The organism is Marinobacterium aestuarii (genome assembly GCF_001651805.1).
GTDB classification, from domain to species: Bacteria; Pseudomonadota; Gammaproteobacteria; order Pseudomonadales; family Balneatricaceae; genus Marinobacterium_A; species Marinobacterium_A aestuarii.
Map to the genome: position 1 here is coordinate 774,635 of NZ_CP015839.1, position 16,145 is coordinate 790,779.

The 16,145-nt window shown below is 57.3% G+C and carries 12 protein-coding genes; 7 read left to right on the forward strand and 5 right to left on the reverse strand.

Going from position 1 to position 16,145, the window contains the following annotated elements; all coding sequences use genetic code 11:
• Positions 1–19: 19 nt before the first annotated feature.
• Positions 20–1,207, reverse strand: a complete 1,188-nt coding sequence (locus tag A8C75_RS03395; protein ID WP_067378129.1) for a LuxE/PaaK family acyltransferase — start codon at positions 1,205–1,207, stop codon at positions 20–22.
• A 1,320-nt stretch (positions 1,208–2,527) separates the two neighbouring features.
• Between A8C75_RS03395 and A8C75_RS03405 the strand changes: the two genes are divergently transcribed.
• The 3 genes from A8C75_RS03405 to A8C75_RS03415 all read left to right on the forward strand — a co-directional run bounded on the left by A8C75_RS03405 (position 2,528) and on the right by A8C75_RS03415 (position 5,781).
• Positions 2,528–4,111: a BCCT family transporter gene (locus A8C75_RS03405; protein WP_067378135.1), complete on the forward strand. Its 1,584-nt coding sequence runs from the start codon at positions 2,528–2,530 to the stop codon at positions 4,109–4,111.
• Between the two features lie 85 nt (positions 4,112–4,196).
• The gene (locus A8C75_RS03410; RefSeq protein WP_067378138.1) at positions 4,197–4,451 is read left to right on the forward strand and encodes a hypothetical protein; all 255 of its coding nucleotides are present in this window, start codon (positions 4,197–4,199) and stop codon (positions 4,449–4,451) included.
• Positions 4,452–5,109: 658 nt separating this feature from the next.
• Positions 5,110–5,781, forward strand: a complete 672-nt coding sequence (locus A8C75_RS03415; RefSeq protein WP_067378141.1) for a glutathione S-transferase — start codon at positions 5,110–5,112, stop codon at positions 5,779–5,781.
• A gap of 290 nt (positions 5,782–6,071) precedes the next feature.
• On the opposite strand, the gene A8C75_RS03420 is transcribed toward A8C75_RS03415, so the two are convergent.
• The 3 genes from A8C75_RS03420 to A8C75_RS03425 form a co-directional block, all read right to left on the reverse strand.
• On the reverse strand, positions 6,072–6,272 hold the full coding sequence (locus A8C75_RS03420) for a hypothetical protein (RefSeq protein WP_067378144.1): 201 nt from the start codon (positions 6,270–6,272) through the stop codon (positions 6,072–6,074).
• Between the two features lie 393 nt (positions 6,273–6,665).
• Positions 6,666–7,046, reverse strand: coding sequence for a GreA/GreB family elongation factor (locus tag A8C75_RS23525; RefSeq protein ID WP_157890208.1), 381 nt, complete (start codon positions 7,044–7,046; stop codon positions 6,666–6,668).
• A gap of 784 nt (positions 7,047–7,830) precedes the next feature.
• Positions 7,831–9,117, reverse strand: coding sequence for an aromatic ring-hydroxylating oxygenase subunit alpha (locus A8C75_RS03425; protein ID WP_067378147.1), 1,287 nt, complete (start codon positions 9,115–9,117; stop codon positions 7,831–7,833).
• Between the two features lie 320 nt (positions 9,118–9,437).
• On the opposite strand from A8C75_RS03425, the gene A8C75_RS03430 reads away from it, so the two are divergent.
• Complete coding sequence (locus A8C75_RS03430) at positions 9,438–10,565, forward strand: FAD-binding oxidoreductase (RefSeq protein WP_269465729.1); 1,128 nt, start codon at positions 9,438–9,440, stop codon at positions 10,563–10,565.
• Between the two features lie 484 nt (positions 10,566–11,049).
• The gene (locus A8C75_RS03435) at positions 11,050–12,027 is read left to right on the forward strand and encodes a calcium/sodium antiporter (RefSeq protein ID WP_067378150.1); all 978 of its coding nucleotides are present in this window, start codon (positions 11,050–11,052) and stop codon (positions 12,025–12,027) included.
• A gap of 61 nt (positions 12,028–12,088) precedes the next feature.
• Here the strand turns inward: A8C75_RS03435 and A8C75_RS03440 are convergent, their stop codons facing one another.
• Complete coding sequence (locus A8C75_RS03440) at positions 12,089–12,652, reverse strand: thioredoxin family protein (RefSeq protein ID WP_067378153.1); 564 nt, start codon at positions 12,650–12,652, stop codon at positions 12,089–12,091.
• A 196-nt stretch (positions 12,653–12,848) separates the two neighbouring features.
• On the opposite strand from A8C75_RS03440, the gene A8C75_RS03445 reads away from it, so the two are divergent.
• Positions 12,849–13,301 carry a regulatory protein RecX gene (locus tag A8C75_RS03445; protein WP_067378156.1) on the forward strand — a complete coding sequence of 151 codons (453 nt, stop codon included), beginning with the start codon at positions 12,849–12,851 and terminating at the stop codon, positions 13,299–13,301.
• Between the two features lie 171 nt (positions 13,302–13,472).
• Entirely contained in the window at positions 13,473–16,070 is a 2,598-nt protein-coding gene (gene alaS, locus A8C75_RS03450) for an alanine--tRNA ligase (RefSeq protein WP_067378159.1), read from the forward strand.
• Positions 16,071–16,145 lie beyond the last annotated feature (75 nt).

Consider the following 16,145-nt stretch of genomic DNA (forward strand, 5'->3'; position numbering starts at 1 on the left):
GCTCCCTGTCAGCGTACGGTCAGGCGACAATTGGACAGTTGTCGGCGGCGGCCGGCGCAGCCTCAAGATCGTCCAGGCGCTTGTCCAGGTTGACGGCGCAACAACCGAACTCCTTCGACTCGGGCAGGCGCATCACGTACTGCATGCGCTGTCCGCTACGTCCGGAGCGGCTGGGCTCGGGCAGCAGCCGGACCAGGTCCTCGGTCAGCATGAAGCCAGGGGTCGAGCGGGCGAGGGGGTCGAGAATCGCCAGCTGGCCGATTTCTCCCGGGGCGACTTCGCGGTCCAGTTGCTTGGGATCGCGCACCGAAAAGTGGATGAAGGGAGATACGTGCTTGACGCCATGTTCGTCGTCAATCGCGACGACATTCGATTCGACCAGGGCATAGATATCGCGGATCTGGCTTTCCTCGACCCCCAGGTATTCCATGCATTCCTGGTTGAATTCGGCGCGAGACAGCATCTGGCCCGAGAAGCGTTTCCAGCCGCCGAGCGTGATGACATAGCTACTCTTGTCCAGCTTGAGGCGGGTGTTGGTGGCCTTGAGGTAGCTGATGAAGCGGTTGATCAGGAAGGGCGGGCCTATGATGTGGCGACTGAACTTGTGATTCCAGTCATTGAGCTGCGCCAGCGCGTCTTCGGGCTTGAACGACTCCTGCCGGACCATGAAACGGTGGGTATCGAGCAGACCGGCCAGCATGTTAAGCGCCTTGATCATGCCCATTTCCGGAATTTCCTCGGTCGATGGGCAGAGGTACAGGCCTGCCCCCTTGGAAATTTCCAGGAACTCGCGGTACATCGCATAGATGCCCATGACCGCGTTGTCGACCGTATCGCTGCAGCGGCGGGATACGCTCGGGATGCCAGAAGTGCCGGTGCTGCGCATTTCCAGCTCGATGTCGCGCAGGCTGACGGAAAGCAGCTTGTGACTGTCATTGGCTTTGAATAGCTCAATGGGAATAAGCGGTATTTTGATCAGGTCTTCCGGCGCCTCGATGGACTCAGGCGTTATACCTTTACTGTCGCAGGCAGATCGAAAAAAGGCGTTGTTTGCGTAATGGAGATGGAAGGCGTCGCGGATCAAGCCGGTTTTAAATTCCAGCAGGGTTTCGTCGGACATGGAATAAAGTTCCGACACCGATGAAAGAGCAACCTTCAAAGGGTCCAGTCCATTTTTCTTTAGCATGCTTTGCAGTTCGGCCGACATTTTAGTCTCCTTTAAAAGTCTTGTGGGGATATGGCTTTTATCGTCGGTACCCAGGTGCTTTCTTATTTTGCTTGGCAACCCCCGCGATGGGACGGCCGGGCAACGGCCTGGGTGCCGTTGCGCCTGGCGGCTCGATACTGGGGTGCTGCCTGATTGCAGGACTGACGATCGGAAGTGGTGCACGGACGCTTAGGCCACGGGTTCTGGCTCTAGACGCCGTTTTGCACCCGGCAATGTGACCAATCTTGGAAGGGCTAAATAAGGTAAATAGCATTCTCGCTTTGCTTCCCTGGACCCGTTAGCAACGGCTCCTCGCATTTCACACTTTTTAGTTGTTTGGCCGCGGCGCATCCTGGTGCGCACTGCGATCAGGGCAAAAGGGTATTGAACGGTCAATTCAAAGTCAAATATTTAAACGCCTGTTTGAAATGAATTTTTAAAGTCACTCGCGTACGTAAGTATTGACGGTCGAGCGAATATTTTTTCATGGATTTCACGTCTTTTGTTTCCGAAATTATCGTTATTTCTAGTTTTGAACAGCTGTGTGTTTGTTGTTCTGTTTTGTGCTTTGTTTTTGAATTTTCGTTTAAATTAGGTAGTTTTGGTAATAGATAACGGGTAATGGTTGGCATTTTTTCGTGCCGCTGTTTGCACTATTTAAATGCAGGCACTTCTGGTTGTTCCGAAAATTCTGATTTTGACCTGCTGTCGGTAGTGTCATCCCGATCGCGTCGGGTTGGGTCAGCTCCCGCCGTGCGGACCTGTACTCGAGACTTCCGGTGCTCTAAGCCAAAACCCCGGGTTGATTCCGTCAGGCCCGCAAGCTTGGCTGAGCCGCAGTGGCAAGAAGCGGCAATGTGGTTTGGGCGACGTGGTGGTGTGTGGTGAGCATCAACCCGGGGAATTCGTGCAGCAGGGATGCTTCATCGTTGGGCATTCCGCCGAGAGAGAGGGCCTAATGCGGGCTGTGCAGCTGCGCCCGTTATGTCGAGTGAAGGGCAGCCGGGTAGGTAAGTTGCTTGCCCAGCAGGTGAATAACGTCAGTGAATGGGCCGAAAAGGGGCCGGGGTCTGATAGCAAGGGTGGCGCTTACAGGTTCCCGATGTCGCCACGGGGGGATATTGGCAATGCTGATGTCGCTATCAGAACACTGGCGTCGGCGCTTGTTTGTAATATGGAGTCCCCATAGTGCCAGCTTAGTTCTGCGGGAGGCTTGTTTTAGTCCTTTATTAGGGTTAATGAATTTCGCAGAGATTATGTCGCGAAATATAACAATAACGACAAAATAATATCGAGCCCGACACGGGTGAGGAGTATTGAATGAACGCGGGTTTAAAAACCGACAGTGCTGTTGCAGAAAATGAGTACGATACGGATTATGAGTTGGGTCAGGACAACGTACAGATTATGGGGATGGACGTCCATAATCCCGTATTTGGCGTGAGTGCAGGCCTTATTCTGCTGTTTATCGTAGGTACCTTGCTGTTCCCTGCTGAAGCCAAGGTCGCACTGACCGGCGCACGCGGCTGGTCGATCGATAATTTCGACTGGCTGTTCATGATCGGCGGCAACCTTTTTGTGCTGTTCTGCCTGGCGCTGATCGTACTGCCAGTGGGCAAGGTTCGTTTGGGCGGTGCCAAGGCCAAGCCTGAGTACTCGACCATGTCCTGGTTCTCCATGCTGTTTGCCGCCGGTATGGGCATCGGCCTGATGTTCTGGAGTGTGGCGGAGCCTGTGGCCTACTACACAGACTGGTACGGCACGCCGCTGAACGTGGCGCCCAGAACCGCAGAAGGTGCGGATCTGGCGCTGGGCGCAACCATGTATCACTGGGGTCTGCATCCCTGGGCGATCTACGGCGTTGTTGCCTTGTCACTGGCCTTCTTTTGCTACAACAAGGGTCTGCCGATGACCATCCGCTCGGCCTTCTACCCGCTGCTGGGTGAGAAGTGCTGGGGGCCTATCGGTCATGTGATCGATATCCTGGCGGTGCTGGCGACCATCTTTGGTCTGGCAACGTCGCTGGGTCTGGGTGCACAACAGGCGTCCGGTGGCCTGAACTACCTGTTTGGCATCGAAAACAGCCTGACGACCCAGATCGTGGTGATCGTCTGTGTGACCGCCGTGGCGCTGATGTCCGTTGCGCGCGGCATGGATGGCGGCGTGAAGCTGCTGAGCAACATCAATATGGTGATCGCGGCCTGCCTGATTGCGTTGGTGATCGTCGTGGGCCCGACGCTGGAAGTATTCCGCTCGGTTGGGGGCATCCTGGGCAGCTATGTTGAAAACATCATTCCGCTGAGCAACTGGGTGGGCCGTGAAGACGGTACCTGGTTCCACGGCTGGACAGTGTTCTACTGGGCCTGGTGGGTGTCCTGGTCGCCATTCGTGGGCATGTTTATCGCCCGTGTGTCCCGTGGCCGTACCGTACGCGAGTTCCTGACCGCCGTATTGCTGGTGCCAACCCTGGTGACGGCCCTCTGGATGGGCGCCTTTGGTGGCACGGCGATCGGGCAGGCGCAAGCCGGTATCGGTGAGCTGGCCAACGGCATCGGTGATGTCTCCCTGGCGATGTTCCAGATGTTCGAGAACATGCCGCTGAGCATGGTGATGTCCTCGATCGCCGTGCTGCTGGTACTGGTGTTCTTTATCACCTCGGCCGACTCGGGTTCCCTGGTGATCGACAGCATCACCTCCGGTGGCAAAACCGACGCACCCATGATCCAGCGTCTGTTCTGGGCTTCCCTGGTGGGCATTATTGCCGCAGTACTGCTGGTGGGTGGCGGCTCCGAAGCCCTGACCGCACTGCAGGCGGCGGCCATCACCACCGGCCTGCCGTTCACGCTGGTCTTGATGCTGATGTGCCTGAGCCTTTATAAAGGTTTGAAAGCAGAAGTTTATTAAGTAAAAAAGCTGGCGCAGGGTGTCGACCGCTGGTACTAGTGGCAGGACGCCCGTTTGATTTGCCAGCCAAAGGGAGAACGCAGAGATGATGTATGCCGATCTGATCGATCAGGATGATTTTCGTGAGCGTCTGGTGCGGCTGGGGATTCCCGTTGACCAGAATGTGGATGCCGAGCATTGCTGTCGCCAGTTGCTCAATTGGCTGGCGCAGCCGCAGGGGGCTTCGAGCCTGCCCCAGGCCAAGGCGCTGGTGCATGAGCTGCGTCAACAGCGTGAAATTTTGCTGCCTGACGTTGCCCGTGCCATCGATCAGTATCTGGTGCCTGTGCTGGGGCGCTAACCAGCTCAGAGTCCTGTCGCCCCTCAGGCAATTAATCTCGCTACCCAACCCGGACAGGCTCGCGCCTGCCCGGGTTTTTCGTGTCTGCGTTGGCGCAGATTTCGCCTTTCGGCGACATACTTTCTTTGCTCGTGCAAAGAAAGTATGTAAAGAAAGCACGCCCCGATGAAGCCTATTCGCTGTGCTCTGAGATCATTCGGCGGGCCGCGCTGACGGTACATCCATGTACCTCATCGCAGGCGCATCAGTCCCTGTTGCGCCCCTTCGGGCCTGATCGCCGAATGACCTCAGTGCTTGCCGGCTTCATAAGGGGGAACAAGAGCCGTTATGACGCCCCGCTGGAGTGGTACCAAGTCCGGATATGTAACTGATGATGGAGAAAGGGAAAGGGAAAGGACGTCAGTCGGCGCATTGTTGCCGGTGCTGCAATGGATGCTTTCGTAGGTGCTGATGAGCGAAGCGAATCGCACCTTTTACCCAAAGTACTTTCCTCTTGCCTCGACCCATATCCGGGCGCCTCGAAGTAAGGAAGCACTCAAAGCAACCTCGACAGATAAGTGTTTCGTGAAAATGCTCTAGTCGAACCCGTGCGCGCGGTTGCACTCTGCGCTCTATTGCCGTGCAATAGCCGCATTAATCACCAAGACCGAGGCCTGCTGTGTCGCTTCCTATTCTGTACTCCTTTCGCCGTTGCCCCTATGCGATACGTGCCCGACTGGCGCTGGCCCGTGCCGGTATCCGCTGTGAACTGAGGGAAGTGGTGCTGCGGGACAAGCCTGCGCAGATGCTGGCGATCTCGGCCAAGGGCACTGTGCCTGTGCTGCAGCTGCCAGACGATGGCCGCTTTCCAGAGACCGGGCAGGTGATTGCAGAAAGTATCGACATTATGCGCTGGGCCCTGGGGCAGCAGGATCCCGGGCACTGGCTGTCGGGGGCAGATGCCAAGGCTACCGCAGCGCTGATCAGTCGCAACGATGGCGAGTTCAAGTGGGCGCTGGACAGGTACAAGTACGCCGACCGCTATCCTGAGCGTTCAGCCGATGAATATCGGGCCATGGCCGAGCCCTTTCTGCAGACGCTGGAAGACGGATTGCAACAGGGCGCGGGTTTGCTGTCACCCGGTTACTCGCTGGCCGATGCGGCCATATTCCCCTTTATTCGCCAGTTCGCCCTGGTTGATCCGGTCTGGTTTGAGGCCTGCGGCTACGCTGCGCTGAAGCAGTGGCTGAGCGACTGGTTGGCGTCGGAGCTGTTCATAGGCGTGATGCGCAAGTATCCACAATGGAGCTTGGGTGACGGGGTGACGCTGTTCCCGGGGGATTCGCTATAAATATTGATCTGCAGTGCAGGTCTTTATAGCTGTTCATGCCACTTAAGGTCTGGTCTGCCCCAGGCTTGCTGCCATTCCCAAAAAGCAGCTGCGCCGGATGTCAGGAGTCGCCTGCATATTTGGCGTTACCCACAGTCATCAGGTGCAGCCGACTTCATCAAAAATACTCTGGAAGGGCATGGCAGTGTTATGAGAAAGGAGGGGGTTGACCCCCTTTGGGCTATTTTTTGAGCAGCCTGAGTGCTTTTCTGATGCACCATAGATGCTGCATAGCACGCATGCTAATGTTGCTAAACTCCGATTCTGAATCCCAATAGTTCCTTGCTGCTATCGCTCAAAATGAGGTTTTTTGTGACACTATTCTCCTCTTGCCCGCCGTAAGCTGAATAGTTTTTGAAGGCTTCGTACTGGGCATCAATGTCGATGCCCAGCCCAAAGGTAATACCGAACTCATCCTGGAGTTCATCGAAATCGTACTCTAAATAAGCCATTTCCGATCCTTGATTGAGCCCGTTGAAATCAAGCGCAGACTTGCACAGGAGCCTCGCCTCGCGGCCTGCAAGCCAGGCCTGCGCGGAAAAATTAGATTCTAGTGGTAGCGGCTGATGTTCGCATTGGGCCTTCGCTCCAATGAAGGCCCAATGCTGAGGCGCTTAGGCTTTAGGCATCATCTTTTTTCTTGTCGCGCTTCTCGCGACGTTTTTCCTTTAACGTCTTGGTTGCCTGCTTTTTATCCTTGCCTTTGGTCATTTCGGTTTCTCCGTTAATTTAAAAATAGATTCTTTCTACTGAAAAATTAGCCAGTCTAAAATCTGATATATGTTTAAAAGGAGAGGTGCGCAAGGCATCCGAAAGTCTTCAAAGCAGTATCCTCCTACTATTAATTAATCCAGGATTGAAAGCAGCTCAAAATCAAGTGTCGAGCCGAAGATGCGAACCTTGAATATCTCCCCCGGCACCCTGCCGAGCAGGGCAGATCCAAGCGGCGACAATACAGATATTCGTTGTGTCGTGGGGTCGGCCTCTGCAGGGCTTACCAGTCTCAACGTTGACTTCTCCCCTGTTTGCAGTAGCTTGACCAAAAGATTTGAGCCGGGGCCTGCAGATGGCATCTGCCCTGGTTCCCCATGGCAAAGCTGTTCTAGTCTGCTGAAAGCAACCAATAGATTGAGAGGGCTCGTATAACTGGAACCTTCTTCGGTAATAAAGTAGTAACTTAAACGATCAGAAATACTTTTAAAAGACGCAGGAGTATAGCAGTTCACATAAAACCCTCCGAGATGATAAGCGTAGCGAATCAGCCGGAGAGTTTTTTACTCTCCGGCTTAAGTCAGGAAGGCCAAGTTTTTCGCGGAAAATAAATACATATTCAGTATCGCCAAAGAATTAATATTTAAAAGGATCATACCCTGCAAAAAATAAAAATCAAGCCATGTCCGGTACAGGTAGTCTGGCCAAAAATCCAGGCCGTTTACCCAAGCGAATCGTTCCGGTCGGCGGGTCGTTGCCAGGTTGATCTGGTTATGATGGTGAGGCGAGACTATGGAGGTTGTGTTGAAGCCTGTGCAGGCTGGGGCATCGGAGGGGTTTGATGGTTTGTGTTGCGCCTTGCTGACGCGTTACTTTCTTTGCACGCGAAAATAAAGTAACCAAGGCTTTTTACCTTGAAGAGTGCGCCCCCGAAGAAGCCGTTTCGCTGCGCTCTGAGCCCCTGCGGCGGGCTCCGCTGAAGGTACATCCATGTACCTCATCGGAGGCGCAACAGTCCCTGTTGCGCCCCTTCGGGCCAATTCGCCGCATGACCTCAGTGCTCGCTGGCTTCATAGGGGGGAACAAGAGCCGCTCTGCCATATTCGTGGGATGCAGGCCAAGGTTTTTTTACTTTGAAGAATGCGTCCCTGATGAAGTCAGTAGTGCTGATGCATAGTCGCGCAGCCCCAACATAAGCCGGTGCGGTTCGCATCGCTCACCGCCCCCTGCACATTTCCGCCAAACCACAAAAAAGCCCGCAGGCTCAATGCCTGCGGGCTTTTTCATAATGTTCAGCTTTCAGCCTTCGTTTTTCGCTGGTGCTGATTCGCCCAGGTGTTCCTGCAGCTTGTCGCTGTACCAGTCGATGAAGTTGATTACGCCGAACTCGTAGGTTTCGGAGTAGGGGCCCGGCTGGTACGCCATTGAGTTGATGCCGCGCTGGTTTTCTTCCGCCAGGCGCTTGTCCTGCTCGTTGGTGGCATCCCAGACCTTGCGCAGCTTGGCAACATCGTAATCCACGCCTTCCACCGCATCCTTGTGCACGAACCACTTGGTGGTCACCAGGGTCTGCTGGGCGGAAATCGGCAGCACGCGGAATACGATGACGTGATCGCTCTGCATATGGTTCCAGGAATTGGGCAGGTGCAGTATGCGCATGGAGCCTAGCTGGCGGTTCTTGATGCGTCCCATCAGCTTGTTGCAGCCGGTGGAGCCATCCAGGGTCATGACCTCGGTGCCTTCACGCAGCGGCATGCGCACGATGCGGTTGCGCAGGCCGTGGCTGCGGTGCTCGTGGGGAATGCCTTCGGCGTCCCACTCGGCGGACTGGCGCTTGTAGTGGGCGAGGAATTCCGCATCGGCACGGGGGTCGTGGGTATCGTCCCATTCCAGCAGGGTGTTCAGCAGTTCCGGGTGGCTGCCGGCACAGTGGTAGCACTCGCGGTTGTTCTCGATCACCAGCTTCCAGTTGGTGTCCTCAACGATATGGGTTTCCACCGCCAGCTTGGTGTTTTCCATGTCGTAGGGTTCCATGTACTCATCCAGGGTGGCGAGCAGCGGAGCCATGTCGTCCGGGGCTTCTTCGCCCAGGCAGACGAAAATAAAACCGCCGGCGGTGCGGCAGTGGGCCGGGTTCAGGCCATGCTCGGACTTGTCAAAGGTGGTGCCCATGTCGGAGCCGGCAAACAGCAGGTTGCCTTTCAGGTCGTAGGTCCACTGGTGGTACGGGCATACCAGGTTGGCGACCTTGCCGCGCTCGGCGCTGCACAGACGCGATCCACGGTGGCGGCAGGTGTTGTGGAAAGCCCGCACCTGGCCGTCGCCATCACGAATGATCAGAACCGGGTTCTGACCCACTTCGAGGGTGAAGTAATCGCCTTTTTTCGGCACCTCGCTGGTCATGCCCACGAACAGCCATTCCTTCTGGAAGATCTCTTCCATCTCGATACGGAACATGTGCGGGTCGTTATACAGCGGGCGCGGCAGCGAGTAGTTGCGTTTGCGGCCCTTGAGCAGGCGATCCATCTCTACGCGAGCGGTTTCGGCATTGGCGTAGGTGATGTTAAGAAGGTCGTGCTGGTTCATCTGGTGCTAATCCTCAGTCACCGGCGCAGCCCCCAATGGGCCGTCCTGTGAGAATCTTGTTTAGGTCTGTTCGCTGTCCCGCAAATGGGCCATAAATACAGGCTTCCATGGAGTGCATAGTGCGCCAAGCCAGCCATCACTATTTACCTGTTTGCGACACGTAATCGCTGTCTTTTCGACGTCGGGCCAGCTGCGGGTGTCAGGAGTGGTGTGTTCAGGTAAATTTTTGTCGCAAATAGCTAAACGGCGACGCCCGGACGGGATGACAATGGCGCCATAATAATTGCCCCCAAGTCTGCGGACAACACGAGAGAAGCCTCATGAATTATCCCAATGTGAGCATGGTGAATACCGATGCGCTTAATCCGGTAACGACCCAGACCTGGAGCAACGGCCGTCACGTGGTGCGCTGCGTCAATGCGATTCGGGAAACCCCGGATGTGCTGACGTTCTGCTTTATGGCCGAACAGCCGGTCATGTTCTTTTTCAAGCCCGGGCAGTTCGTGACCCTGGAGCTGGAAATCAATGGTGAGCAGATCTTCCGCTCCTATACCATTTCCAGCGCGCCTTCGGTACCCTACAGCTTCTCGATCACCGTCAAGCGGGTGCCCGGTGGTGTCGTGTCCAACTGGCTGCATGAGCACATGGATGTCGGTGTAGAGCTTGCGGTGCATGGCCCTGTGGGGCAGTTCAACTGCATCGACTTCCCCAATGAAAAAATGCTGATGCTGTCTGGCGGTGTCGGTATTACGCCGGTGATGTCCATGGCGCGCTGGTTCTTCGATACCAACGCCGATGTGGATATGGTGTTTGTGCACAGCGCCCGCACACCACGGGATATTATCTATCAGCGCGAGCTGGAGAACATGGCCGCGCGCATTTCCAACTTCAAACTCAATCTGGTGTGCGAGAAGCAGGAGTCCGGTCAGAGCTGGGGTGGCTACCGTGGTTTCTTCAATCACGCCATGCTGGACATGATGGCGCCGGATTTCATGGAGCGCGAGATTTTCTGCTGTGGCCCGACGCCCTATATGCGTGCCGTGAAGAACATGCTGGAGCACCTGGGCTTCGACATGAAGCACTACCACGAAGAGTCCTTCGGTGCGACGCCGCTGGACGTCAAGGAAGAAGTGGCCGAGTTCGCCGAGCAGGCGCAGGAAGATGCCGATGCCATCATGGCGTCGGACATGCTGCGGGTCGACTTCTCCAGCACCGGCAAGAGTGTCCAGATCGTACCGGGGGAAACCGTGCATGCGGCGGCGGCCAAGCTCGGGCTGCACATTCCCAAGGCCTGCGGCATGGGCATCTGCGGTACCTGCAAGGTCATGAAGGTGTCCGGTGACGTGGAAATGTCCCACAACGGCGGCATTACCGATGAAGATGTGGCTGAAGGCTACATCCTGTCCTGCTGCAGCGTGCCCCAGGGCGACGTGGTGGTGGAATACTGATAACGCCTGTTCAGCTGCGTTAGATAACAACAGGGCCCTCGCGGCCCTGTTGTCGTTTCCGGGCTGTCGTTTTGGCTAGCCTTGTTGAACTGTCGCCTGGAGAGCGCCGCCTGCGGTCGATTCATTTATGCCGGCGACTCTGCTATTCTCCCGCCCACTTAGGGGAGTAGTCTCCTGGCCCTGGCCGCTCGCCGGACTTACCACTGATCTAGTGCGCAAAAGCCCGACACGCTGCCAGCCAGGATGGTCGTCAACAATCTCCGGGTCCTCATGACCTGTGGCGATCATGTCCGAATTCGGGCTGATGAGACCTGAGATAGATCAAAAGCACCGGGGCCGGCTCTTTTGGTGTGTCTCTGTGTCCAGCGCCGGCCCCCGACAGTCATACCATGAATCATTACTTTCAGCTCTTTACACCCGCTGTGCGCCTGATCAGTGCGCCTGTTATCGCCTTTGTCACGCCCCCTGGCCTGGAGACCGGACTATGATGCTGCCGATTCTTGCGATCATTCTGGGCCTGGTGCTGCTGGTCTGGAGTGCCGACCGTTTTGTCGATGGCGCCGCTGCAACCGCCGGCCACGCCGGCATGCCACCGCTGCTGATCGGCATGGTGGTCATAGGCTTTGGTACTTCGGCCCCGGAAATGGTGGTGTCCGCACTGGCGGCGATGGAGGGTAACCCCGGCCTTGCGCTGGGTAATGCCTACGGCTCCAACATTACCAACATAGCCCTGATCCTGGGTCTGGTGGCGGTGTTCAGCCCGATCGCGGTGCAGTCGCAGATTCTGCGCAAGGAACTGCCAATACTGGCGGCCGTCACTCTGCTCAGCGGCCTGCTGCTGATCAATGGTCAGCTTAACCGCATGGATGCGCTGATTCTGCTGCTGGCCTTCTTCGCCATTATGGGCTGGTCGATCTTTCAGGGCATGCGCCAGCGTGGCGATAGCCTGGGAACAGACATGGATGCGGAAATGGACGTCAAGACCATGGCGCTCAAGCCCGCTATCATCTGGTTGCTGGTCGGTCTGGTGCTGCTGATCGTCAGCTCCCGAGTGCTGGTGTGGGGCGCGGTGTCCATTGCGCAGTCGCTGGGCGTGAGTGATCTCATCATAGGTCTGACGGTCGTGGCCATCGGTACCTCCTTGCCGGAACTGGCCTCGTCCATTGCCGCCATGCGCAAGGGTGAGCATGATCTGGCGCTGGGCAACGTGATTGGCTCCAACCTGTTCAATACTCTGGCGGTGGTCGGTATCGCTGCGGCGATTCATCCGCTGGACGTGGAATCGGTGGTGCTGTACCGCGACTGGGGTCTGACCATGGGGCTAACGCTGGCACTCTTCCTGATGGGGTACCGCTTTGGCAAGAAGCAGGGGCGTATCAATCGCTATGAAGGCGGGGTACTGCTGGTGGCCTACCTGATCTACACCGGCTATCTGGTGTCGACCATAGTGGCGGCGGCCTGAGCCTGGCTCGCTGAGGGGCTGAGTTTAACGACTGAACTGGAAAGGTTTGATCAGGGGCTGGTCAGGTGCAGGCTTTCCACTTGATGTTGCAGCCGACACTGGGGGTCTGATTCGGGTCTATCGAGTCCCCAGTCAGCAGTGCATCGCAGGCGCGGCGCAGATCGTTGCCGCTGACCTCAATGCCGTTGCCGGGGCGGGATGCGTCGAACTGGCCCCGATAGACGCATTTCAGCTGGCCGTCGAACAGAAACAGGTCCGGCGTACAGGCGGCGTTATAGGCTCTGGCGACCTCCTGGGTTTCGTCATAGAGGTAGGGGAACGGATAGCCTTTGGCCGAAGCGCGATCCTGCATCCGCATGGGCCCGTCTTCGGGCGAACTCTCCACATCGTTGGCCGAGATGGCCAGCACCGCAATGCCGCGGGCCTGGTAGTCCCAGGCCAGTTCAATCAGTTCATCTTCGATATGGCGTACATAGGGACAGTGGTTGCAGATAAAGGCGATCAGGATTCCCTGTGCGCCGGCGCACTCCTGCAGCGTGGTCTGCTGGCCGCTGCGCACATCCAGCAGACTGAAGTCCGGCGCGGGGGTGCCCAGTGGCATCATGGTGGAAGCGGTGAGGCTCATTGCAATCTCCGGCACGTCAGTTAGGGCAAGGTTGCAATAATAGTAGCAGCAGTTAATGCCCGGCTCGGTTGTTGCGCCACTGGTACTGACGGAATTGAGGTTCTACCATGCAGTCCCTGAGCTTCGAGCCGGTGCGGTGGATTGACGAAGCGAAACAAAGAGGTGAATTTTGCGCGCTGACAAGGCGAACACAAAGATGCTCGAGACCCTGGGCGAGGTAAAGGGCGCCGCGGTGCGGCTACTGGCGCGGCGCGAGCACAGCCGTATGGAGCTGGAGCAGAAAATAGGCGCCCGAGTAGCGCCTGAGTTGCTGGCCCAGGCGCTGGATGCGCTGGAGGCCGGCGGCTACCTGAGCGATGCGCGCTTTGCTGCGGCCTATCTGCGCAACAAGGCGGCGCAGGGGTTCGGCCCCATGCGCATCCGTGGTGACATGGGACGCAAGGGTATTGGCGCCGAGCTCTGGCAGCAAAGCCTGGAAGCGGAGGGGATCGACTGGTTCGAACAGGCGCGGGATTTGGCCCGGCGACGTTTTGGCGCTGTGACGCAGGAGGATCGCAAACACTACGCCAAGTGCATGCGTTATCTGCTGGGGCGTGGATACAACCTGGATCAGGCGCGCTATGCATTGCAGCAGACGGATGATGAATAACCCCGGAGCACGGGGCTTTTCGGAAAAAGTTCGTACAATTTTTACCCACGTTATATACTGCTTCGCCATTTTTGCGTGGTATTTTGATCGGGTTTTGAGCCGGAAATACAGCGCCACGTTGATTCCTGTTGAGCAACCAACCATCTGTAGCGGTTCGTGCTAATGAAATACATGACGAGTGCCGAAATTCGCCAGGCTTTCCTGGATTACTTCAATCAGCAGGGGCATGAAATTGTCTCCAGCAGTTCGCTGATTCCCGCTAACGACCCGACCCTGTTGTTCACCAACGCGGGCATGGTGCAGTTCAAGGATGTATTCCTTGGCAGCGACAAGCGCAGCTACAACCGCGCCACGACCTCGCAGCGCTGCGTGCGCGCCGGCGGCAAGCACAATGACCTCGATAACGTGGGCTATACGGCGCGTCATCACACTTTCTTCGAAATGCTGGGCAACTTCAGCTTCGGCGATTACTTCAAGCGTGAAGCCATTGGCTTTGCCTGGACGCTGCTGACTGAAGTCTTTGGTCTGCCCAAAGAGCGCCTGTGGGTGACCGTGCACCACAGCGATGATGAAGCCGAGCGCATCTGGAAAGACGAGATTGGCATTGACCCCGAACGTTTCTCCAAACTGGATGAAGACAACTTCTGGGCCATGGGTGATACCGGTCCCTGCGGTCCCTGTACCGAGATCTTCTTCGATCATGGCCCCGATGTGGCCGGTGGCCCGCCGGGCAGCCCGGATGAAGACGGCGACCGTTACATAGAGATCTGGAACGTGGTCTTCATGCAGTACAACCGTTCTGCCGATGGCGCCATGGTACCGTTGCCGCGCCCGTCGGTGGATACCGGCATGGGTCTGGAACGTATCGCCGCGGTACTGCAGGGCGTGCACAGCAACTACGAGATCGATCTGTTCCAGAGCCTGCTCAAGGCTGCCGCCAAGGCGGTGGGCAGCGATGACCTGATGCACAAGTCACTGTGCGTGATTGCCGACCATATCCGTTCCTGTTCCTTCCTGATTGTCGATGGCGTGCTGCCCTCCAATGAAGGCAGTGGCTATGTGCTGCGTCGCATCATTCGCCGCGCCGTGCGTCACGGCAACAAGCTGGGCGCAACCGAGCCGTTTTTCCACACCCTGGTGGCGGCGCTGGTGGCGGAAATGGGCGCAGCCTATCCGGAGCTGGTGGCGCAGCAGGGTCAGATCGAGCGTGTGCTGCTGAAAGAAGAGCAGCAGTTTGCCCGCACCCTGGACAACGGCATGCGTCTGTTACAGCAGGCGATCGATGATCTCGACGGTAGCGTGATTCCAGGTGAAACCCTGTTCCGCCTGTACGATACCTTCGGTTTTCCGGTGGATCTGACCGCCGACGTTGCCCGCGAGTCGGGTCTGAGTGTGGACATGCAGGGCTTCGAGGATGCCATGGCACAGCAGCGCGAACGCGCCCGTGCCACCGGCTCTTTCTCTGTGGACTATAACGACAAGCTGGACCTGGACGGTGAAACCACCTTCAGTGGCTACAGCGCACTGCAGGACAGCTCCAAAGTCGTGGCGCTGTTCAAGGACGGCGAAGCGGTACAGCAGCTGTCGGCGGGCGAGTCCGGCGTGGTGGTGCTGGCAAATACCTCCTTCTACGCCGAGTCTGGCGGTCAGGCGGGTGATCGCGGCGCACTGCGCTGGGATCGCGGCCTGTTCGATGTGAGTGATTGCAGCAAGGAAGGCAAGAACCACCTGCACCAGGGGTTGGTCAGTGAAGGCGTGCTGGCGCTCGGCGATACGGTTACCACTGAAGTGGATGCCGCCAACCGTCAGGCGACGGCGCTGAACCACTCAGGTACCCACTTGCTGCACGAAGCCCTGCGCCGGGTGCTGGGCGAGCACGTGCAGCAGAAGGGCTCGCTGGTCAATGCCGAGCGCCTGCGCTTTGACTTTGCCCATTTCGAGGCCCTGACGCCCGAACAGCTCAAGACCGTGGAAGACATGGTCAACGACCAGATCCGTGCCAACAGTGGCGTAAGCACTGAGATCATGGATATAGATGCAGCCAAGGCCCGTGGCGCCATGGCGCTGTTCGGTGAAAAGTACGATGAACAGGTGCGCGTACTGAGCATGGGCACCGATGGCTTTTCCACCGAGCTCTGTGGCGGCACCCATGTGCAGCGTACCGGTGACCTGGGTCTGCTGAAGATCGTGGCCGAAAGCGGTATCGCCTCGGGCGTGCGTCGTATCGAAGCCGTGACCGGTGCCGGTGCCCTGGCCTGGGTTGAGTCGCTGGATGCGACCTGCAGCACCATTGCCAGCCTCACCAAGGGCGGGCGCGACAACCTGACCGACAAGGTTCGGGGTCTGGTGGACCGCAACCGTACCCTGGAAAAGGAACTGGAACAGCTCAAGGGCAAACTGGCCAGCCTGCAGGGCGGCGAGCTGCTCGGCAAGGCGATTGAGATCAAGGGCGTGAAGGTGCTGGTAGAGCAGCTGAGCGGCATTGAGCCCAAGGCGTTGCGCGATACGCTGGATCAGCTGAAGAACAAGCTGGGTAGCGGAGTCGTCGTGCTGGCCGTGACTCAGGACGACAAGGTCAGCCTGGTGGCGGGTGTCACCAAGGACCTGACCGGTCGCGTCAAGGCCGGCGATCTGATTCGTGATCTGTCTGCCAGGGTGGGCGGCAAGGGCGGTGGTCGCCCGGATATGGCCCAGGGTGGGGGTAACGATGTGGCAGCACTGCCGGCGGCTCTGGCCTCGGTAGCGGCATTGCTGGAATCCACGCTTTAACAGGTAGCAGGCAGAGCGCGAGCAGCATCACCCGCTGATGATCCTTGCGCTCTGTTTTGTCATTACTAGGCACTA